At 33.6% G+C, this 22,658-nt stretch carries 19 protein-coding genes; 16 read left to right on the forward strand and 3 right to left on the reverse strand.

Going from position 1 to position 22,658, the window contains the following annotated elements; genetic code table 11:
- Positions 1-48: 48 nt before the first annotated feature.
- The 3 genes from G7082_RS09625 to G7082_RS09635 all read right to left on the reverse strand — a co-directional run bounded on the left by G7082_RS09625 (position 49) and on the right by G7082_RS09635 (position 1,793).
- On the reverse strand, positions 49-498 hold the full coding sequence (locus G7082_RS09625; RefSeq protein ID WP_166034878.1) for a GNAT family N-acetyltransferase: 450 nt from the start codon (positions 496-498) through the stop codon (positions 49-51).
- A gap of 26 nt (positions 499-524) precedes the next feature.
- Positions 525-1,199: a type 1 glutamine amidotransferase gene (locus tag G7082_RS09630; RefSeq protein WP_166034879.1), complete on the reverse strand. Its 675-nt coding sequence runs from the start codon at positions 1,197-1,199 to the stop codon at positions 525-527.
- A 105-nt stretch (positions 1,200-1,304) separates the two neighbouring features.
- Positions 1,305-1,793, reverse strand: a complete 489-nt coding sequence (locus tag G7082_RS09635) for an AAA family ATPase (protein WP_166034880.1) — start codon at positions 1,791-1,793, stop codon at positions 1,305-1,307.
- Positions 1,794-1,885: 92 nt separating this feature from the next.
- Between G7082_RS09635 and G7082_RS09640 the strand changes: the two genes are divergently transcribed.
- The 16 genes from G7082_RS09640 to G7082_RS09715 all read left to right on the forward strand — a co-directional run bounded on the left by G7082_RS09640 (position 1,886) and on the right by G7082_RS09715 (position 22,658).
- Positions 1,886-2,638 carry a hypothetical protein gene (locus tag G7082_RS09640; RefSeq protein ID WP_166034881.1) on the forward strand — a complete coding sequence of 251 codons (753 nt, stop codon included), beginning with the start codon at positions 1,886-1,888 and terminating at the stop codon, positions 2,636-2,638.
- Between the two features lie 201 nt (positions 2,639-2,839).
- Complete coding sequence (locus tag G7082_RS09645) at positions 2,840-3,754, forward strand: ABC transporter permease (protein ID WP_166034882.1); 915 nt, start codon at positions 2,840-2,842, stop codon at positions 3,752-3,754.
- A gap of 19 nt (positions 3,755-3,773) precedes the next feature.
- Entirely contained in the window at positions 3,774-4,652 is an 879-nt protein-coding gene (locus G7082_RS09650) for a carbohydrate ABC transporter permease (protein ID WP_166034883.1), read from the forward strand.
- Positions 4,653-4,681: 29 nt separating this feature from the next.
- Positions 4,682-6,289: a type 2 periplasmic-binding domain-containing protein gene (locus G7082_RS09655; protein ID WP_166034884.1), complete on the forward strand. Its 1,608-nt coding sequence runs from the start codon at positions 4,682-4,684 to the stop codon at positions 6,287-6,289.
- Between the two features lie 48 nt (positions 6,290-6,337).
- Positions 6,338-6,931 carry a DUF624 domain-containing protein gene (locus G7082_RS09660; RefSeq protein WP_166034885.1) on the forward strand — a complete coding sequence of 198 codons (594 nt, stop codon included), beginning with the start codon at positions 6,338-6,340 and terminating at the stop codon, positions 6,929-6,931.
- Positions 6,921-7,829 (forward strand): acetylxylan esterase, encoded by a 909-nt coding sequence (locus G7082_RS09665; RefSeq protein WP_166034886.1) that lies wholly within the window; start codon positions 6,921-6,923, stop codon positions 7,827-7,829. Before G7082_RS09660 ends, G7082_RS09665 begins: the two co-directional genes overlap by 11 nt.
- Complete coding sequence (locus G7082_RS09670) at positions 7,825-8,586, forward strand: endonuclease/exonuclease/phosphatase family protein (RefSeq protein ID WP_166036059.1); 762 nt, start codon at positions 7,825-7,827, stop codon at positions 8,584-8,586. The genes G7082_RS09665 and G7082_RS09670 overlap by 5 nt, the downstream gene beginning before the upstream one ends.
- A 19-nt stretch (positions 8,587-8,605) precedes the next feature.
- The gene (gene bglX / locus G7082_RS09675) at positions 8,606-10,756 is read left to right on the forward strand and encodes a beta-glucosidase BglX (RefSeq protein WP_166034887.1); all 2,151 of its coding nucleotides are present in this window, start codon (positions 8,606-8,608) and stop codon (positions 10,754-10,756) included.
- Between the two features lie 13 nt (positions 10,757-10,769).
- On the forward strand, positions 10,770-14,084 hold the full coding sequence (locus tag G7082_RS09680) for a GH36-type glycosyl hydrolase domain-containing protein (protein ID WP_166034888.1): 3,315 nt from the start codon (positions 10,770-10,772) through the stop codon (positions 14,082-14,084).
- 1 nt (position 14,085) lies between these two features.
- Positions 14,086-15,048 (forward strand): LacI family DNA-binding transcriptional regulator, encoded by a 963-nt coding sequence (locus G7082_RS09685; RefSeq protein WP_166034889.1) that lies wholly within the window; start codon positions 14,086-14,088, stop codon positions 15,046-15,048.
- Positions 15,049-15,231: 183 nt separating this feature from the next.
- Entirely contained in the window at positions 15,232-16,203 is a 972-nt protein-coding gene (locus G7082_RS09690) for an LPXTG cell wall anchor domain-containing protein (RefSeq protein WP_166034890.1), read from the forward strand.
- A 264-nt stretch (positions 16,204-16,467) separates the two neighbouring features.
- Positions 16,468-18,333 (forward strand): beta-glucoside-specific PTS transporter subunit IIABC, encoded by a 1,866-nt coding sequence (locus tag G7082_RS09695; protein WP_166034891.1) that lies wholly within the window; start codon positions 16,468-16,470, stop codon positions 18,331-18,333.
- Between the two features lie 86 nt (positions 18,334-18,419).
- Positions 18,420-19,262: a BglG family transcription antiterminator LicT gene (licT, locus tag G7082_RS09700; protein WP_166034892.1), complete on the forward strand. Its 843-nt coding sequence runs from the start codon at positions 18,420-18,422 to the stop codon at positions 19,260-19,262.
- A 145-nt stretch (positions 19,263-19,407) separates the two neighbouring features.
- Complete coding sequence (locus G7082_RS09705; RefSeq protein ID WP_166034893.1) at positions 19,408-19,977, forward strand: LemA family protein; 570 nt, start codon at positions 19,408-19,410, stop codon at positions 19,975-19,977.
- A 44-nt stretch (positions 19,978-20,021) separates the two neighbouring features.
- Complete coding sequence (locus G7082_RS09710; RefSeq protein WP_166034894.1) at positions 20,022-21,515, forward strand: TPM domain-containing protein; 1,494 nt, start codon at positions 20,022-20,024, stop codon at positions 21,513-21,515.
- A gap of 183 nt (positions 21,516-21,698) precedes the next feature.
- The gene (locus G7082_RS09715) at positions 21,699-22,658 is read left to right on the forward strand and encodes an ABC transporter permease (RefSeq protein WP_166034895.1); all 960 of its coding nucleotides are present in this window, start codon (positions 21,699-21,701) and stop codon (positions 22,656-22,658) included.

The raw sequence follows: 22,658 nt of genomic DNA on the forward strand, positions 1-22,658 counted from the left end.
AATAGAGCTCTATCACTAGATTTGATAACTAGGATAGAGCTCTATTTTTTAGCATTCTAAAATCATGATAATTTCGCCATTTTCTTTGTCAATTTGATGGGTATTTTTAAACCCAAATGATTCATAAAAAGAAAAGATACTTTCATTTTCCTCGTGAGCACTTAAAATAATTGTCTCAATTTTCCAGCTTTCTTTAATAAAATCAAGAATAAGTTGTAAAAATCTTTTTCCATATCGTTGTCCTTGAAAGTGTTGGTCAATCATTAATCGATCTAGCCAAATTGATTTTGTGTTTGCATTATAATCGCCAATCATAGAAAAACCAACTAATTGTTGTTCATCGTATAAAGCGAGAGGGAGCCAATTATACTTTGTATCAAAAGCAGCTTCTAAGAGTGATTCTTTGTTTGTTTCAATAAAATCAAGTTGGTCAGGGGAAACAGATAAATTTGCTACATGACGCCAGTTTTCTTGGTTTATTTTTTTGAGTTGTAGCATATAACGTATCCGCTTCTTTCTATAAACTATTTTTCATTAGTAATAAAATCCAATAACTTAAACATCACATCTTTATTTTCTTTAGGAACAACAGCCTTCAAAATATCTGAGGTGCTTTGCTTTAAAGCGTTGTGTTGTTCAGCGTAATCAGTATCATTAATCGCAATTTCCCGAACATCATCTTGCTCAGGTTCAAAATGAAATTGCAAGCCGATTATTTTGTTACTAATGATAAATCCTTGATTGATTAGTAAGTCGCTACTAAATAAAAGTTCCGCTTCTTTTGGTAATTCAAAGGTTTCCTCATGCCAATGTAAAGCAGTTAATTTTGCTGGAATATCAGGGATTAAATCACTTTTAAGATAGACTGGTGCCCAACCAACTTCTTTATAAGAAGCTTTTGAGATGTTGCAACCAAGCGTTTTTGCGATTTGTTGAGCCCCGTAACAAGCACCAAAAATTGGAATATTTTTCTCGATTAATTTGCTGATTAATTTTCTTTCTTCAATAATCCAATCGATGTTATCATTCGGGCTCATAGGACCACCTAAGATAACTAACATGTCCGTTTCACTTGCACTAGGTAAGGTTCCAAATTGATAAGGGTGGTAAATAAAAACATCGTGATTATGGCACTTAGCCCACTCTTTAATCGTTCCTGGACCTTCATTTGGTGTGTGTTGCAAAATATTAATGCGCATAGAGCATCCTTTCACATCGACGGCAATGTTGGGATTAGGTATCGCCTGCAATTACCTATTAATAACATGATTATATCAATTTAAGCGTACTAGAGCGAATAATTGCTAAAGATTCAAATCATTTAATATTAGTTTCAGGGCATCTTTTTTAGAAATTTCATCAGATAAAATCACTTCATTTTCAATCCCAATAAAATCATGAGGAACGAACCAATCTTTCATCTGAGAATGATTAAAGTCAGTTTCTTTTTTAGTGTCATGTCTTTTAGTGGTTTCTTCATAGGATAAATCGTAGTAGTAAGCATAAACTTCATCTGCCTTATTCAGGGAATTTCGAAGCATCTCACCATATTTATTATTTGCTAGAATGCCTTCGATAATGGTGTACTCGCAATGTTCAATACCATAATGAATCATCGTCTCTATTAAGCCGACACTTAAATTCATTGGTTTGTCCTTAACATTTAACATGGTACGTCTAACATAATCTTGAGAAATAAGGAGATTTCCACTTCCAAAAATTTGGTGTAGTTCATTAGCAACCGTTGTTTTACCACTACCAGAGTTTCCTCTGATTAGAATGACTTTTGACATGATGTGTTCCTCCAATTTTGAGTTTTTATTAGTGATATAAATAAACGACAAGAGACAAAAAATAAGATAAACTGATGAAAAGGGGTGATTTGATGAATATAAAGTATAATACATCTTATTTTGCTGATTTAAATTTTGTTGATTCTCCAAAAGACTATTATTTTCTTATGACAAGTAATACATTTTTATATGACGAACAATTTTTAAGAGTAACGGATCTCCTAACTGAAAAAATAACGTTCTCAGATGGATTTATGGTAGAACAATTATTAGAAACGATTCATATTGAAAAATTCAAACTACCAATAGATTACAAATGGTACTCAAACCTAATTAGTTGTTGGGCTGATGAGCGGACGATTTTTATAAATAATGACGAACTTATAATAAAAGAATTATCAGAAGAGGAAATACTTTTAGTGGCTGTTAAAAATAATTTAGATCCTAAGATTAAAGATATACTTTACTTATTTAATTTTCAAGACGTAGAAATTTTTTTGGTGAATCACCAACATTATTTTTCAGAAAAAGAAGTAAGAATCTTAAATCACTTATATGGTAAATCACCTCACTCGTATTATCAACCACCAGATAGCATGCTAGAAATAAAGACGAAAAAACTAAAACAAGAATATGAGATTATTAAAAAATTTAGTTTATGGAAAAAAATAGTCATCACTTTAATAACTTTATTATTAAGTTTTCAGATACTTCCTCTTCTGGAATCGGGATTGAAAGATAGGTATTTTATATTAGAATTTTTAGTAATCGTAGTGTTACTTTTTTTAGTCTCTCATATACTAATATTTTTAACAGATAAAATATTTAAAAAAGATGATGAATAAAAATAACGATATTTATAAAAACTCACAAAGTATCTAAAAGCCTTTCCAATCAAAGGTTTATAGATACTTTATTAATTTAAAGAAACGTTTCAATGAATATTTAATAAAAAAGGACATAAAACTAGTTGTAAACGGTTTATTTTTGTGATATTATCTGTTTGTCGAAACGTTTCACCAAATTAGAAAGGAGGCTTTACTTTGATGAAATCAAAGTTTAATCGGTTTTTATCTCAATGGCAATTACAATGGATGGTTCTTCCGGGAATTGCTTTTATGATTGTTTTTAATTATATTCCAATTTATGGGATATCTATCGCATTTAAGAACTACACAGTTGTGGATAGTGTGTCTACTGCCAATTGGGTAGGATTAGAAAATTTCAGAATTATTTTCGAAGACACATTCTTTTGGGAAGCAGTTCGAAATACGTTAGCCATTAGTTTACTAAAACTAGCGTTAGGATTTTTTATTCCAATTGCTTTAGCCATTATGATTTATGAGATGAAAGACGGAAAGCTCAAAAAAACGATCCAAACCATTTCTTACATTCCCCATTTCTTTTCTTGGATTGTATTAGGAGGGATGATGATTAGTTGGTTGTCAACTTCCGGATTCTTTAACCAAGTCTTAATGTCCGTTGGTTTAATGGACAAAGGAGTTAATCATTTACTTGAACCAAGTAAATATTGGTGGATAGCAGTCTTCTCTGATTTATGGAAAGAAGTTGGTTGGGGGACGATCCTTTACTTAGCAGGAATGTCTAAAATTGACCCAACTTACTATGAAGCAGCAAGGATGGATGGTGCAACTAAATTAACACAAATTAGAACCATTACCTTGCCTCTATTAACACCAATCATTTCTTTAAATTTAATCTTAGCAGTGAGTAACATTTTAGGTTCTAACCTTGATCAAACATTTGTACTGATGAATTCACAAAATCAAAACCGTTCAGAAGTTATTAACTCATTCGTTTATAAAATGGGGATCACACAAGGTGATTTCTCATACGCGACGGCAGTTGGTTTAGGTGTTTCGATTATCTCAATTATCTTGTTACTGATCACAAATAAAGTAACGAAGAAAATGAATAATGGTCAATCAGTTATCTTGTAGAAAATGGAGGTGAACTAAAATGCATAAGAGAAAAAAAGAAAATCGAACCTTTAATATTATTAATACAACCTTACTTATCTTGTTCGCTTTAATAATTGTTGTCCCACTTTGGAACATTGTTGTTTCGTCTTTAAGTGCAGGAGCGGGTACTGGTAATTCAGGGTTAGTGTTAATCCCCAAAGATTTTACTTTAGAAAATTATAAAAAAGTGTTAACAGATGAAAGTATTCCGAGAGCCTTACTCATCTCGATTTTAAAAACAGTCATTGGTGCATTTACCCACGTAGCCTTTTGTGCGGTGTTTGCTTATGCCTTGAGTAAACAAAAACTAGCAGGTAGAAGTGTCTATGCCATGATGGGCGTTATTACCATGTACTTTAGTGGTGGTATGATTCCAACGTACCTATTGATTAAGTCTTTAGGCTTACTTGACACATTTTGGGTCTACATTATTCCAGGTTTGTTTAGTTACTATGATGTAGTGATCTTAATGAACTTCTTTAGAGATGTACCACCGTCATTAGAAGAATCAGCAAAAATCGACGGTGCCTCAGAGTTCACAATTTTTAGAAAAATCTATGTTCCACTTTCTAAACCAGCCTTAGCAACCATTCTTTTATTTAATGGTGTGGCTCAGTGGAATGACTTTATGACCACTAAATTATATGTTACAAACGAAAAATTATATCCATTACAAATGAAAATATATGAAATCATTGTTCAGTCTAATATGACGGCAATGTCAAATAGTGGAAGTACCGACGTGATTGTTGAATCAAGTACAAAAGGGGTTCAACTGGCAACGATCGTCATTACAACGATTCCAATCTTAATTATTTATCCATTGTTACAAAAACACTTTATGGGTGGCATGATGGCGGGAGCCGTTAAAGAATAATAAACATAATCAGAAGGGTGAAAATATAAATGAAAAAAGTAGTTCTTGGTTTATTAACAGCAACATTAGCATTAACTCTAGCAGCATGTGGTAACGACAAAAAAGATGCGGGCAAAGATTTCAGTATCAAAGATCGTTACGAATTGGATGAAAAAACTCCAGCTTGGAAATTAGATAAGAAAAAAGAAACAACAGAATTAACTTGGTACATTAATGCTGATTGGAAAATGACGCCATTCGGAACAGATGCAACAACGAAAAAAATCAAAGAAGATTTAAACATTGATGTGAAATTCGTGACTGGAGATGATGCGAAATTAAATGCTTTAATCTCAAGTGGGGATCTGCCTGATATTGTGACATTAATGAAAAAAGATAGTCCAGCTGGAAATAAAGCTGATAAATGGGCATATTCTTTAAATGACTTAGCAGAAAAATATGATCCATATTTAAACACAGTCGTGACAAAAGATACCTTTAACTGGTTTGCTTTAGAAGACGGTAAAACATACGGCTATCCAAACTATTCAAACACACAAAAAGATTATGACAACAACGTCATTCCAGCAAACGACGCATTTGTGATTAGAAAAGATGTTTACGAAAAACTTGGAAAACCTTCAATTCAAACACCAGAAGATTTCCAAAAAGTGATGAATGATATTAAAAAAGAATATCCAAAATTAACACCATTTGGCTTCCCACCAGTGAAAGAAGAAGGTGGTCCATTTGAAAGAATTTTACAAGACTTTATTGGTGTTCCTTTAGAAACCAAAGATGGTAAATTTAACGAACGTAGTTTAGATCCAGAGTACAAAGAGTGGCTACAAGCAATTAATAAAGTCTATCAAGATGGCAATATCACTGATGATAGCTTTACTGATGATGGCGATACTTATAAAGGTAAACTTAAAAATGGTGACTATGCGATTGTTTTTGCTAATGGATTTAACGGCTCAGTTGGTGAGTTCCAAGATTTCAAAAACAAAGGTGAATCTGAATATATGGCAATTGATGGACCTAAGAGTACATCAGGTCGTGAAATCATGTTAAATCAAACAGGTATTTCAGGTTGGTTAGTTAACTATGTTTCTAAAAATGCCAAAGATCCAGCTAAAGCAACTCAATTATTTACTTATTTAATTAGTGAAGAAGGTCAAATCTTAACTAAGTTTGGTGTGGAAGGTGAAACATTCAAATACAATGCAGATAAAAAAGTTGAAATTTTACCAGAAGTCAAAGAATTAGAAAAAACAAACCCAGAAGAATATCGTAAAAAATATGGTTTAAGTGCCTTTAACTTCTTTAACAATGACCGTATGAATTTACTTAAAGAACCAGAAGATAGTGCTGTAACTCAAATGCAAGCTTGGGGTAAAGGAAAATTATCACCTCATTTTATTATTGAAAATACAACACCAGAATCTGGCTCAAAAGAAGCTCGTTCAGAAACAGCAATCAAAACAAAATATGACACAGCAGTTATTTCTTTAATCCGCTCTAAAACAGATGCAGATTTCGAAAAAACATACAAAGACTACGTTGATTTTACAGAGAAAAATAATATAGAAGAAATCAATAAAGCAAAAACTGACATTATGAAATCAAACAAAGAAAAATTAGGCATAAAAGACTAGAAAGGAGAGGTGGGAAAAGTCTAACTTTACCCACCTTTTGTGATAGAGATGAAAAATATATTATCAATTGACGGTTGGTACTTTAGAGTGTTCTCTAAATTGGCAAATTTGGTATTACTTAATTTAATATTTGTGGTTTCGATTATTCCGGTTGTGACAATTGGACCAGCGTTTATTGCTCTTATTTTGTCATTAAAGGAACTGAAAGAGGACGGCACATTGGCAGTTGCTAGAGTATATGGCACACACTTTAAAGATAACTTTAAGAAAGGGTTAATTCTATCTGTTATTGAATTACTTGCCTTTTTATTACCAAGTTCTTTAATTTATGTGAGTCTTCAATACATTCCATTATTAAGTACGTTGTTGATGATTTTATTTTCATTTGGCTTACTATTACTAGTTATTTTCCCTCTTATTTACAGCTTGAAAGATGTAACAATCAAACAAGGAATTCATCTTACATTAGAATTTGTCACAGTCCGAATTGCTTATGCGATTGCCTGTTTCATTGTTCCAGCAGTGATTGGCTTTATTAGTTTAAAATATTCGATTATTTTCTTAGTTTTAGTCGGAATTGCCACAAGTATTTATTTACAGCTTCATCTTCTTGAAAAAGGTGGGCTATTAGATGAAAACTAAAGATTATTGGGATGAACAATTGTCTCTTTCCAAGGAATTACCACTAGATCTAAGTTTAAAAAAGATCGATTTTCCAAGTACCATCGCCAATCTATATGACGTGACTTATACGAGCCTTTATGATGAAAAAATTCATGGCTGGTTTATTGAACCAAAGAACACAGAAAAATATCCCTTGGTCGTTGAGTTTATCGGCTACATGAATCATTTAGAATCACCTTTGCAGTTTATGCACTACTTAAGTGTGGGGTGTGGCGTGTTAGTCACTGATTCAAGAGGTCAGGGTGGTAAAACAAAGGACACGCAAAAATATCAAACCTATTCGGAATCAAGATTAATGGCTTGCGGCTTTTTAGATAGGGATGATTTTTATTTAAGACGTTTGTATTGGGATGCACTGCGTTTACTTGATGTTGTCCAAGAAATCTCCCATGTTGATAAAGAAAATATTTTTATTCATGGGACGAGTCAAGGTGGTGGCATTGGACTTTTCGCGAATAGTTTAACGCCACATCCTATTAAATACGGTTTCTATGATGTACCAAGTCACAGTAATTTGATTAGTCGCATTGCTCAAGGAACAGGGTCTTATCAAGGGATTCATGAATATTTAAAAAATAATCCAAGTGATGAAGAAAAAGTTTTAACTGTATTAGATTATTTTGATATCAAACATGTTGTTGATGAAATAACTAATCCAGTACTGATTTCAGTTGGTGAGGCTGATCCAATTTGTCCAAAGGAAGATTTTTTAGTAGCGTATCATAAAATCAAAGCCATTAAAGAGCTGGATACCTATCAACAACCAGGACATGGCGGTGGCGGATTAAAACACATAGAAAAAATATTAAATTATTTATTAAAAGAAACAGCTGGTGAATGCAATGAGAGAGATTAAAGTTGCGACATATAACGTTCGTACAGATACAGATTTTGATCAGAATTGGTCTTGGGATTACCGAAAAAATCACGTGATTGATTTAATTAAGTTTCATGATTGGGATATTTTAGGTGTTCAGGAAATAAGACCTAATCAGGTCAATGATCTGAAAAGTTTATCAGAGTACGCAAGTTTTACAAGAGAAAGAGAAGGCGACCAAACAGATGAAGGCTTAGGTATTTACTACCGAAAAACGTTGTTTGATTGCATGGGGCAAGGATTTTTTTGGTTGTCTGATACCCCTTTTGAATCAAGTATTCATCCAGAAGCAGGGTGTAAACGAATCGCTTTATGGATTATCTTGAAAGATAAACAGAGTAAACAAGAGTTTTTAGTAATTAATACACATCTAGACCATGTGTCCGAAGTAGCAAGACAAAAAGGAATGGATGTTTTACTTGAGGTATTAGCCAAAAAAATCAACGTTTATTCAACCATTCTTTTAGGAGATTTTAACGCTGAAAGAGAAGAAGTGTTACACGATAAACTACAAGAAATTTTTCAATATCCAGAAGATAATCAAGAGGTGTTCAACTATGGTCCAAAGGGAACCTTTCAAGAGTTTGAATATGAGAGAGATTGGAAGGATTTAGAATACATTGATTATATTTTATATAAAGACATGATATGTACCAAACGAGGCGTATTAACGGATTCGTGTGATGGGCGATTTCCCTCAGATCATTTTCCAGTTGTTACCACCTTTAAAATTTAACTATTAGGAGATTATAAAAATGAAACAAACTGAATTATTAGCCATTATTGAAAAAATGAGCCCGAAAGAAAAAGTTGATCAATTACTACAATTAGCTGCAGATTTTTATACCGATAACGCAGAGGATCGTACAGGTCCAATGGATAACTTAAACATTAATGAAACAACGATTGATAATGCAGGAAGTATCTTAGGTGTGTCTGGTGCACAAAAGGCTATCGACATTCAAAAAAATTATATTGAAAACAATCCCCATAACTTGCCTACGATTTTAATGGCAGACATTATTCATGGTTTTAGAACGATTTTCCCAATTCCTTTAGCCCTTGGTTGTACTTGGAATACAGATGCTGTAGAGGAGATGGCATCCATTTCAGCTTTAGAATCTTCTGTATCTGGTCTTCACTTAACCTTTTCACCGATGCTTGATTTAGTTAGAGATCCTCGTTGGGGACGTGTTTTAGAATCAACTGGAGAAGATCCTTATTTAAATAGTGTTTATGCTAAATCAATGGTTAAAGGCTATCAAGGTGATAATTTAAAAGAAGACGTGACAAAAGTAGCTGCTTGTGTGAAACATTTTGCCGCATACGGTGGGGCGATTGGTGGACGTGATTACAATACTGTAGATGTGTCTGAAACAACTTTACGTGAGAAATATTTACCAAGCTATCAAGCAGCGATTGATGCGGGAGCTAAACTTGTGATGACTGCTTTTAATACTATTGAAGGCGTTCCAGCAAGTGGGAATAAAAAATTATTTAGAGATGTATTAAGAGATGAGTTTGAGTTTAAAGGACCTGTTATTTCAGACTGGGCAGCCATTAAAGAGATGATTAATCATGGTGTGGCAGCTAACGAAAAAGATGCCGCTAGACTTGCGATTGAAGCAGGTGTGGATATTGAAATGATGACAACGTGTTATGACAAACATCTTTTAGAATTAATCGATGAAGATGCTAAATACATGGATTTATTAGATGAAGCGGTTCTTAGAATTTTAGAGTTGAAAAATGATTTAGGTTTATTTGAAAATCCTTACCGCGGGGCTGATCCTGTTAAAGAAAAAGAAGTGATTTTATCAGAATCACACCGTGAGTCAGCTCGTGAAATTGCTGAAAAATCAATGGTTCTTTTAGAAAATAAAGAGATTTTACCACTTGATAAAACAGCTAAAATCGCTGTGTTTGGACCAAAAGCAACAACAGGTGATTTAATGGGTGCATGGTCATGGCAAGGGAAATTTGACGAAGTAATCACGATTGCAGAGGGTTTGGTTTCTAAAGGCGAGCACGTGAGCGTTTCAACAACTAACTATGATTTATTTGAAAACACCGCTGAAAGTTTAGTTGACGCAAAAGAATTAGCAACAACGAATGATGTGGTTGTTTTAGCACTTGGTGAAGCTGATTGGATGAGTGGTGAAGCAGCAAGTCGTAGTGATATTAAATTGCCACAAAGCCAAATTGAATTATTTAAAATAGTTCGTTCAGTGGCTAAAAAAGTAGTGGTTGTTTTAGTGAATGGTCGTCCTTTAGATTTAACAGATATTTCAGAAGCAGATGCTATTTTAGAAGCGTGGTTCCCAGGAACTGAAGGTGGTAATGCAGTAGCGAATATTCTATTTGGTGACGTGAATCCAAGTGGTCGTCTGAGCATGTCATTCCCAGAAAATGTTGGTCAAGTCCCTGTTTATTACAATACTGAAAATACTGGTCGTCCTTATGAAGCGGCACCAGAAGAAAAATATGTTTCTAAGTACTTAGATGTATCTAACTATGCGAAATACCCATTTGGCTATGGTTTATCTTATAGCTCTGTTTCTTATGACAACTTAGCTCTTGATAAAGAAATCGGTGAAATTGAAGATACGATTAAAGTAACTGTGACAGTGACAAATCAATCAGATCGCTTAACAACAGAAACAATCCAAGTTTACACCCGTGATTTAGTTGGCGAAACTGCGAGACCTCTTAAAGAATTAAAAGCCTTTAAACAAGTAGAATTAGCGGCAAATGAAACAAAAGAAGTCGTGATTGAATTAGAAACTAAAAAACTAGCTTACGTTCATCAAGATTTATCATGGGCAGTAGATGCTGGTGAGTTTAACTTAATGGTTGGACCAAACAGTCGAGAATTAAAATTAGCTAAGAGTTTTTCTCTTAGATAACGGAGTGAACTAAATGAAACTAAAAAATTATTCAGGTAAAAACGTGTCTTTCGCGTTTTTACCTCATGGTGATATTAAAGAGATAACAGCTAAAGAAATCTTAATCAACCAATTAATTGGAAACGAATTTGATGGTAGTGTGAATAATTTGTTTCTACGTATTTTTACAGATAAATCCATTGAAGTTTATGCTTTAATTGGAAAACGTTCGGAGTCTAAAACTGAATTTTTTGAAAACGGTGTCCGGTGGAGTGGTAACATTCAAAATGTGGATTATGAAGTTGAAGTTAAGTTATCCAATCAAGATATTTGGTTTTGGGAAGTTAAGTTATCAGGTAGTGGCAATGTGGACGTTGTTTATGGTCAAGATTTAGGCTTAGCAAACAAAGGTGTCGTAACAACCAATGAAGCTTATAATTCTCAATACGTAGATCATTCTGCTTATCAAGTGAACGGAAGCTATGTGGTTTCTTCAAGACAAAATATGGCACAAAATAAGCGATTTCCATACCTACAACAAGGCTCATTAACTAAAAATGTTGGTTTTTCAACAGATGGTTACCAATTATTTGAAAAAACAGAAGGCAATAGTTATACAAGTTTATTAAGTCATCAAGAAAATCTACCCAATGAAGTTTATCAATTTGAGATGGCTTATACAGGACTTCAATCTGAACGTCTAACATTGACGGAAGATGCTCAAAAAGTGATTTTTTATGGTGCTTACTTAGAAAATCACCCCAAAGCTGTGAAACAAGCTGAAGTTAGTTTATTGGATATAGAAGTGAGTTATCAATCTCTTGAAGAACTGACAAACAGTACTGAAGTAGTTCAACCTTTAGCTAGTGGTGTAAAAGAAATTTCAGGAAAAGACTTAACAGAAGTAGAGATTAGTGAGTTATTTCCAACTAGAAAAGTTGAAGAAAAAAATGAAGCAGGAGAACTCTTATCTTTCTTTGATGACAAGGACTATCACGTTGTTTTAAAAGAAAAAGAATTGTTAATGGAAAGATCTCACGGTCATATTATTATTAGTGGGGAAGAAGAAACCATTGATAATCCAGTGATGGCAAGTACGCTTTACATGGACGGATTATTTAATTCTCAGATTGTTTTAGGGAACACTACCGTTAATAAATTCATAAGTAATACGCGTAGCACTCTTAACCTTCAAAAAAAATCAGGTCAACGTCTGTATATTAAAATCAATGAGGAATGGCACCGATTAGGCATGCCTTCTGCCTTTAAAATTGGTTTTAACTTTGGCACTTGGTATTACAAATTAGCAGATGATTTAATCGAAGTAACAAGTTATACAGTTGGTGAATCAAGAAGTATTAAATTAAGTGTTTCGAGTAAGAAAAATAAACATTATGACTTCTTAACAAGTTTTGATTTAGTGATGGGAGATAGTGAAAATAAACAAGATTACACTGTTTCAAAAGAGAATCACTTGTTAACGATTAAACCAACAGAAGACTCTGCTATTTACAATAAATACTCTGATTTAACTTATTATGTTTCTTTAGAAGAAAATTATGAGTGTTTATCGGCTAGTGAATTCTTCCAAATATCAACAGACGAAAATCTACTTCTACTTGAAGTGAAAGATAGTAGTCAAATGGCGATGACGATTCAAGGAACACTGTCAAATGAAGCGTTTAAATCAGAAGAGATGTCCTTAAGTCAAGCAAGTAAAAATTATGATCAATACATCTCAACTTTAAGTAATGACTTTTTACTTGAAGGAAAAGAGCAAGCTCGTTTAGATAAAATGAACGCCCTTGTTAAGTGGTATACCCATAATATGTTGGTTCATTATTTATCACCTCATGGATTGGAACAATATGGCGGGGCAGCATGGGGAACTCGTGACGTTTGTCAGGGACCTGTAGAATATTTCTTTGCCATGAACAAACCTGAAATTGTTCGCTCAATTATTTTAACAATTTATGCGAACCAATTTGATGATGATGGTAATTGGCCTCAGTGGTTCATGTTTGATAAATTTGAAGAAATTAAAGCAGATGAAAGTCATGGTGACATTATTGTTTGGCCTCTTAAAGTGGTCGGCGACTATCTAAGAATCACGGAAGATTTTACGATTTTAGAAGAGTTACTACCTTATTCTAGTCGTCAAAACTTTAAACAAACGAAAGAGACAGAAACACTTTTACAACATATTGAAAAACAAATTCAGTACATGGAAGATAACTTCTTAGAAGGAACCTATCTTTCTTGTTACGGTGATGGTGATTGGGATGATACCTTACAACCAGCTGATCAAAGCTTGAAGAAAAATATGGCAAGTAGTTGGACGGTTGCGTTAACTTATCAAACCATGAAACAATTTTTTGAAGTTATGACTGAAAACAATAAAACAATTGCTAAACGTAGTCAAAAAATAGCTGATGGTGTGTATCAAGATTTTCATAAGTATATGTTGCAGGATGAAGTGATTCCAGGTTTCTTATTCATGTCAGACACAGGTGAGACTGAGTTAATGGTTCATCCAAACGACACAAGAACAGGTATTGACTATCGATTATTGCCGATGACGAGAAGTATGATTTCAGAATTAATTGATCAAGAGGAAGTTAATAAACATTATGATATTATTCAAGAACATTTGAAATACCCAGATGCTGTTCGTTTGATGAACAAACCTGCTAATTATGAAGGTGGCGTTAGTGAAATATTTAAACGTGCAGAACAAGCAGCCAATCTTGGTCGTGAAGTAGGATTAGCTTATATCCATGCTCATATTAGATACATTGAAGCGATGGCAAAAATTGGTAAGCCAGAAGAAACTTGGCAGAATTTAGAAGTTATCAATCCAATTGGTATCTTCGACGTGGTATCTAATAGTGAACTAAGACAAGGAAATGCTTATTTTAGTAGTTCTGATGGTAATTTTAAAACAAGATATGATGCGAAAGAGAACTTTGAAGAATTAAAAACGAAGGAACGGACTGTTAAAGGTGGATGGCGTATTTATTCCAGTGGACCTGGTATCTATTTGAATCAATTAATTAGTAATGTCCTAGGGATTCGCAAAACCAATCAATTTGTGATATTTGATCCAGTCTTACCACAAGAATTAGATGGGGTGACATTGAATTATACAATGGATGACAGACCATTAAAAATAACGTATCACTTAAATTCTTCTGTTCAACAGCTTAAGATAAATGGTAAACTAGTAGCAGCAGAAACACAAAAAAATCGTTATCGAAATGAAGGATTGCAAATTTCATTAGAGGCTTTTAATTCACAAACTAAAATAGGTGAAGAAAATGAGCTAGAAATATTTATTGGAGAGATGTAAAGTGGTCGGAATAAGAGATATAGCAAAGTCAGCAGGCGTTTCTATCTCAACGGTTTCATACGCTTTAAACGGAAGTGAGAAGGTAACGGAGGAAACCAGGCAAAGAATTCAGAAAATAGCAGACGAGATGAATTACGTTCCTAATATGGCAGCTAAAGCCCTCAAACGGCGTGAAACACGGATTATTGGCGTGTATTTATCAGATTATATGGGAAGTTTTTATGGTGAATTACTTGACGGAATTAAACATGGGTTAAAATCTTATGATTATGAGATGATTGTTTGTAGTGGCAAACGATCTCATCTATTTATCCCGGAGCGAATGGTAGATGGGGTCATTATTTTAGATTGGACCTTTGATACCGCTGAAATTGAGAAATACGGTAAAGCTGGCTATAAGCTAGTTACTCTAGACCGTGAAGTTTCTGGAGAAAACTTGTGTCATGTTTTACTAGATAATACAGGCGGAGCCACATTAGCTGTTGAAAAAATCGTGGAAGAAGAAGCCCAAGAAATTCATCTAGTAACAGGTCCAGATAATTCCTTTGATAGTGTGAAACGGCTTGAAGCTGCAGAGCGTGAACTAAAAAGATATAATAGAGAATACACCGTCCATAAAGGTGACTTTGACACAAAATCAGGTAAAAGAATTGCTGAGGAAATTTACTTGAAAATGACAACCAAACCCGTTTCTATTTTCTCATTTAATGATGAGATGGTGGTTGGAATGTACGAATTTTTCAAAAAAACTGAGTTAAAAATCGGTAAAGATGTAAAAATCATCGGTTTTGATAATGCTAATTTTGGCAGCATTATCACACCTACTATCGCAACAATTGGTTTTTCAAAAAAACGTTGGGGTATGGTGGCTGTTGAAAAGTTAATGCAATTAATTAAAAGTGAAGAAGCAACAAATGGTTTAATCTATACAAGTTTTGTTTCTGGAGAGTCATTTCCAGAGTAATAAGTAATTTAATGAAAGAGGTATTCACAAAGTGTGTTTAATTTTGTGAATACCTCTTATTTTTAGATAGTTTATAAAGTTTTCTTTATTAAGAAAAGGTAAAAACACAAAATTTATATCGACTTTTAATTACAAAAGTATTACAATTGTTACAAAGAGATGCATAAAAAAGGAGATAGCATGATGAAAAAGACGATAAACTCATTATTAATTAGTGGATTAGCATTAGGAACGTTTGGTTTAGGAACGCTTGTGTTAGCAGAAGATTCAAAAGTAGATGAAAAAGCAGCTCAAGAAGAAGTCATTACAGAATCAAGCGCGATGGAAAGCTCTAACGTAGAAACAAAAACAAGTGAAACAACCCCAGGAAGTTCAACGTCAGAAGCCAAAAAAGATACAGCTGATGTAACTAAAGTTGAAGAAAAACTTGAAAAAGTGGTTGGTGAAAAAAAAGGTGAAGATGTTCCTGTTGAAACCAACCCTCAAGCAAGCAAAATTAGAGAAGAACTATCATCAGGCGATTTTGGTATCACCAAAGAGCAACTTGCTAAATACACAGATGAACAATTAGAACAAGCCATGACTTTATTTACTCGTTATAACTACGATGTAACTGGTATGGATTATGGTGCATATGGTCGTTTATTAAAAACTTTATATGGTGATAAAACAGTTAACGTGAATGATGCATTAACACAGTTATCATTTGATCCATCTAGTTTTAATAGTTTTTCTGAGATGATTCCTCAAGTAGACAAATTACAAAAATATTTACAAACGTTATATCCAACAAATAGCACGTTTATTGCTGGTATAAGCTATACAAATGACCAACTGATTGCTAAGTTAAATAAACTTCAAAAAATGGAAGATGAACTAAAAGCCGCTGGTCAAACAATGCCATTTGGTCGTATTGCAGGCTTACTTCAAGCCGATACTGATGAAGGTACAGGGACAAGTTCATCAACAAGCGAAACTAAAACAACCACCACATCTGAGAGTGGTAAAAAAGATAAAGTCACACCAACAAGCAGTTCAGATAAAAAAGGTGGTTTCTTACCAAAAACAGGTGAACAACAAGGAACTATTGCCTTAGCAACTCTTGGCGTCTTCACAATTTTAGGCACAGCTTTCGTTTTACGTAAAAAATTATAGTATGTCAAAAAATGAGGTGTCTTATAGTAAGATGCTTCATTTTTTTGTGAAATTTTAAAAATAATAAAAAGAAAGTGTTTACATTTTTTTGTTTTAATGATATTATCCATGTATACATTTAAGGATTGTGACTGTACGGCAGGCAAAACCTAAATTGAAAGAAAATATATTAAGTGAACAAACTCTATTCTTAGGGGATGTTTGTAGTATATTTCTCTCAGTTTAGGTTTTTTTGTTGTTTAAAATTAAGAGGGGGAATAAAAAATGTCAAAACAAACAAATCAAGAGTTAGCTAAAGATGTATTAGATTTAGTTGGCGGTAAGAAAAATGTGAATAGTGTGGTGCATTGTGCAACACGTTTACGTTTCAAATTAAAGGATGAGTCTGTAGCAAAAACAGAGGAAATCAAAAAACATCCAGGTGTGATCCAAGTTGTTCAAAGTGGCGGTCAATATCAAGTTGTTATCGGGAGCCATGTTAAAGATGTTTACGCTGAATTACTGGAAGTTTCAGGATTAAGTGGCGCTTCTTCATCAGAAGAGAGCGGTCCTAAAGGAAGTATCTTTAATCAATTTATTGATATTATTTCAGGAATTTTCACACCATTCTTAGGAGCCTTAGCAGGTGTTGGGGTCTTAAAAGGGCTACTCACACTTCTGGTTGTTGTAGGTGCAATGTCACCTGAATCTGGTGCGTATCAAATTCTTTTTGCAGCATCTGATGGTTTCATGCAATTCTTACCATTTGCAATTGCCTTTACTGCAGCTAAGAAATTTAAAGCAGATCCATTTATTGCTTTAGCTGTTTCTGGAGCCTTGTTATATCCAGCGATTACTGCTGTTGCATCAGCTGGAACAGGTTTAGACTTCTTTGGAATTCCAGTTATCATTGGACCAACTGGTTACATGCAAACGGTTATTCCAATTATTTTAGCTGTTTGGTTACAAAGTCATGTTGAAAAATTGGCTAAGAAAATCTCACCTGATTTTCTTCAAATTATCTTGGTTCCGTTAATTACTGTACTTATTATGGTACCACTAGCATTTGTAGCAATCGGACCTTTAGGAACAATCATTGGTGACTTCTTAGGTAAAGGTTATAGTGCAATCTTTAGTTTCAGTCCAATCGTAGCTGGTGCAGTGATGGGTGGTTTATGGCAAGTATTCGTTATGTTCGGTATGCATTGGGGATTCATACCAATTGCGTTAGTTAACTTAACAACAAATGGTTATGACACGATGACAGCTATGTTATTAGGTGCTGTTATTGCCCAAGCAGGAGCAGCTCTTGCAGTTGCAATTAAAACAAAGAGTCAAAAGAGAAAAGCTTTGGCTATTTCTGGTACTTTAACAGCTATTTTTGGGATTACTGAACCAACTGTTTATGGTGTAACGTTACCACTTAAAAAGCCATTCTACGCAGCTTGTATTGGTGGAGCTGTCGGTGGAGCTATCATTGGTGGTGCTGGTGTTAAAATGTTTACTGGTGGTTTAATTAGTTTATTAAGTATTCCTGGTTTTATTAGTAATATTGAGGGCGTAGAATCAAATGTTGTGATGGGAATTATTGGAACAGTGGTTGCCTTTGCAATTGCCTTTGTTTTAACATTAGTACTTGGCTTTGATACTGAGGCAGACGAAAGCGCAGAAACACCTTCAACAACATCAACAAAAAACAGAGAAACTTTAAAATCTCCATTAACAGGTAAAATTGTTCCAATGACAGAAGTTCCAGACGAAGTATTTGCTTCAGGTGCTTTAGGTAAAGGGTTAGCGGTTGAACCAACAATCGGCGAATTACGTGCTCCAGCTGATGGCGAGATTGCGACAATCTTCCCAACTGGACATGCGGTAGGGTTAACAACAGACAATGGTGCTGAAATTTTAATGCACATTGGAATGGATACAGTTGAGCTTGATGGTGCTGGATTTGAAAAAATGGTTAAACAAGGTGACAAAGTGAAAGCTGGCGACTTACTAGTTAAGTTTGATATTGAAAAAATCAAAGCAGCAGGTAAACCAACGATTACACCGATTGTCGTAACAAACTCTGCTGATTATCTAGATGTGTTAGATTTAAATCAAGAAGAAATTATCGACGGTGAAGATTTCTTAACTTTAGTTAGATAATATTTTATAAATGAATCAATTTGAGTTACACTAGAGGTACCATTAAAAAAAGGGACGATCATGAGTAGGAAGGGGCAAGATAACTGTTGATTATCAAGAAAGTACTAAATAATAATGTTGTTATTTCTGAAAATGATCGACTAGAAGAAATTGTTGTCATGGGTAAAGGGTTAGCCTTTCAAAAAAAAACAGGTGACAGAATCGAATCTGAAAAAATAGATAAAGTCTTTGTTTCAGGTTCTAAAGAAGGCGTCAGAGAAATCGAAAAAATGGTCATGGCCGTTGATCCAGTTGTCTTGGATATTGCTAAGGAAACCATTCTTTATGCAGAGAAGACAACCAATCATGAGTATTCTGATCAAGCCTATATCACCTTAACAGACCATTTGAATTACGCTGTTGAGAGGGGACGCAAAGGAATTTATATTCCTAATCCGTTGTTGTTTGAAATTAAGAAATTTTATCCAGATGAAACAAAAGTAGCTTTACAAGCTATTGACGTAATTAATAAGAAGTTAGATATTAACTTTCCATCAGATGAAGCGGGATTCATCGCGATTCATTTAGCTAATAGCCGAATTAATGCCAATGAATTACCGATTACGATGGAGAGCACAGAGATGGTTCGAGATATTTTAAACATTATTAGCCGTTTCTTTGGGATTATGTTTGATGACACATCTCTTAGCTATAACCGGATGGTGACACACATTCAATATTTTGTAAAACGAATATTGCGTGATGAAACCATTGAAGAAAATGACGAGTTTTTGTATGAATTAGTCCAAAGTAAATATCCAGAAGCTTTTAATTGCAGTCAACGAATTAAAGATTACTTATGCCAAAGTAAAAAGGTGAAAGTAAGAGAGCCAGAGATGATTTACTTGGTGATTCATATTAATCGAGTGGTTGAGGATACGAAAAGATAAGATCATTGAGGTAGACTGAAAGGTCTGCCTCAGTGGTCTTTTTTGTCTCAGCCTTTAGACGGATGTAAACAAAAAAACTAGTGTTATACTTGTCATATTAGTAACATATACGACATATTAGTTACATAATGAGGAGGAGATTAGAATGAGTAGTGGGAAAAAAATAGGTTTAATTATTGGTAGTGCTGTAGTACTGTTAATTGTTTTATGTTTTGCGACTTACAATGGTTTAGTCACAAAACAAGCAGAAGTCGAAAGTCAGTGGGCAAAAGTTGACTCTAAATTACAGCGTCGTTACGATTTAGTTCCTAATTTAGTCAATTCAGTTAAAGGAAGCATGGAGCAAGAAAAAGAAGTCTTTGGTAATATTACAGATGCTAGAAGTAAGATGACTGGAGCAGGGACAGTTAAAGAAAAAGCTATGGCGTCAAATGAAATGGAGTCTGCTTTATCTCGTTTAATGGTAGTAATGGAGAATTATCCAGAGATAAAATCAAACGAAAATGTCAAAACATTAATGACTCAATTAGAAGGCACTGAAAATCGAATTTCAGTTGAACGTGATCGTTATAATGATGCCGTTAAAAAATATAATGTTTCAATTAAAAAATTCCCAAAATCAATTATTGCTGGAATAACAGGCTTTGAAGAAAAAGAATACTTTGAAGCTGACAAAGAAGCGGAAAAAGTACCAGAAGTTAATCTCAGCAAATAAGATGAAAGTAGTATTGTCAGGTTGTGATTTAGGAGGTATCTAAAATGGAGAATAGTTGTTTTAGGAAAAAGGGCTTGATTTTTGGTTTGGTAATAATAGTTTTCTTGATATTTTCGGGTACGGCATTTGCTGAAATTGATAATATTTTTGTAGAAGATAATGCAAATATATTAACGACAGAAGATAAAAATTATATTAAACAGATAAACGAAGAGGTATTTATTACTCTTCCTGGTGAACCACAATATGCTGTTATTACTTTAAAAAGTTTAAAGGGATTTGAGTCCATTGAAAGTTATGCTGAAAAAAAATTCAAAGAATTAGGTGTCGGAAATAAACAATTAAATAATGGCTTTTTATTTGTTATTTCAGTGGAAGATCGAGAGTATCGATTGGAAACAGGTTATGGTGTGGAAGAAATCATTACTGATAGTATGAAAGAAGATATAGTTACATCAGAAGCCACTGAATTACTACAAGATGAAAAATACGGTGAGTCAGTAATGATGATTTCGAAGAACATTGAACAGTTAGTAAAAATGAAATATAGCGATTTGGACTCAGCAAAAGAGATGGTAGCGGCTGAAAAAGAGAGACAAGACAAGTTAATGAAGATGATTTTTATCATTGTTATTTTCTTTTTTATCATAACGGCATTAGTTGCTATCATCTATATTTTAAGTATTATGTTTATTCGTAAGAAACTAACTAAATCGTATTTGGCAAAAGATTTAGTAGGATATATTTATATAGATAAAGCGAATACGATATTAGGAACAGCAAAGGGGACAAGTAAAGTAAATTTATCGGAATCTATTGCTAAGAAAATTAATCGTATGCCAAATAAAATGAAGTTCTTATCAAATGATTATGACTTAAAGAATTATATTGCCCAATTTTTATTGATTGATAGTTTGATTCAATATTGTAAACAATTCAAAAAAGAAGCTCCTTATAATGTGTCAGTTTACTTAGATAGTAAACATTTAGATACATTGAAATCTGAATTGATACCAATTAGTAGCACATTTGATTATCCAGTAACTGTTAATCCATATTTATCAGATGTTGAGATGCTGATTGTTGGAGATTACGTGGAAATTGTGACAGAAAAGCATCGTCAAGCACTAAAAATAGCATCAAAAAATAAAAAATTTATAGAAACTGTTTCTCAGCAGTACGCTAGTGAAAAAGAGAAACAACTTGGTCGTATCGATTATAAACTAATCATCGCCTTAATGGTTTATTACTTTTTAAAAGATAGAGACTTATCAGACCCAGAATTATTAAGCCAATTAACAATTAATGAGGCATCCCTAGAAAAAGCATATAAATTTGCTAAAAAGAGAAAAAAAGAAATTGATAGTGATCAAAGGCAGAAAGCTCTGAATGATTTAACCAATATGTCATTAGGAAACTACTATATGCATACGATGATTTGGTCAAGTTATAATGATTCTAGTGGTGGATCTTCAGGTGGAGGATCTTCCTTTGGTGGAGGTTCATCTGGTGGTGGAGGCTTTTCTGGTGGTTGGTAATTAAGTATTCATAAAGTTGGAAGTGAACTAAAAAAGTTCACTTCCAACTTTTTTGGTGAAGTAAGGTTTAAAAAAAGAGTATCTTCTAGTAAAAAAAGTATTTGATAAACTATAGTTTGTTACAAAACCTCTTTAATTTGTTTCTTATAAAGAAATAAAGAAAGCGTTATACTTTCAGTGTGAATGAAGGGAGGAAAAAGAGTGAAGAAAAAGAAAAAAGGGTTTTGGGCTGATGTTTACCGCTTTAGAGCGTTAATTTTTATGGCAATACCTGGCTTTATCTGGTTTATATTCTTCTTTTATATTCCAGTATTTGCTAATGTTATTGCGTTTAAAGATTTTCATATTTCCCCAGATGGATTTATTGCCAGTCTAAGAGATAGCCCATGGGTTGGATTTGATAACTTCAAATTCCTATTTGCATCTAATGATGCGTGGTTAATTACCCGAAATACATTAGCTTATAATATTATATTTTTAGCATTTAACTTATTCTTTGCAGTCGCATTTGCCATTATTATGAGTGAGTTACGGAATAAAAAATTAGTGAAGGTTTATAATACGATGTCATTACTACCATACTTCTTATCATGGGTGGTTATCTCGTATTTTGTTTATGCCTTCTTAAGTCCTGACAAAGGTATTATCAATCAATGGCTAACGCAAAATGGCCAAATGCCAATCCAGTGGTACACTGACCCAACATGGTGGCCATTAATCTTTGTCGTGTTAAATGTTTGGAAGAGTTTAGGTTATAACAGTATTATCTACTATGCCTCAGTTATGGGAATTGATCCTACGTATTATGAAGCTGCAATGGTAGATGGCGCGAGTAAATGGCAACAAATTAAAAATGTAACGATTCCACAATTATTACCAATGATGAGTATTTTATTAATCTTAAACATTGGAGGAATCTTCAAAGCAGATTTTGGAATGTTCTTCTCAATTCCAAGACAATCAGGTGCTTTGTATGAAGTAACCTCTGTGTTAGATACATACATCTATAACGGTTTAACTGCAACAGGAGATATTGGTATGACAGCAGCAGCAGGTCTTTATCAATCAGTTGTCGGAAGTACGTTATTAATTTTAGCGAATTTTGTTGTTCGTAAGCTTGATCCAGATTCAGCATTATTCTAG

It is taken from the genome of Vagococcus hydrophili (assembly GCF_011304195.1).
Lineage (GTDB): Bacteria > Bacillota > Bacilli > Lactobacillales > Vagococcaceae > Vagococcus > Vagococcus hydrophili.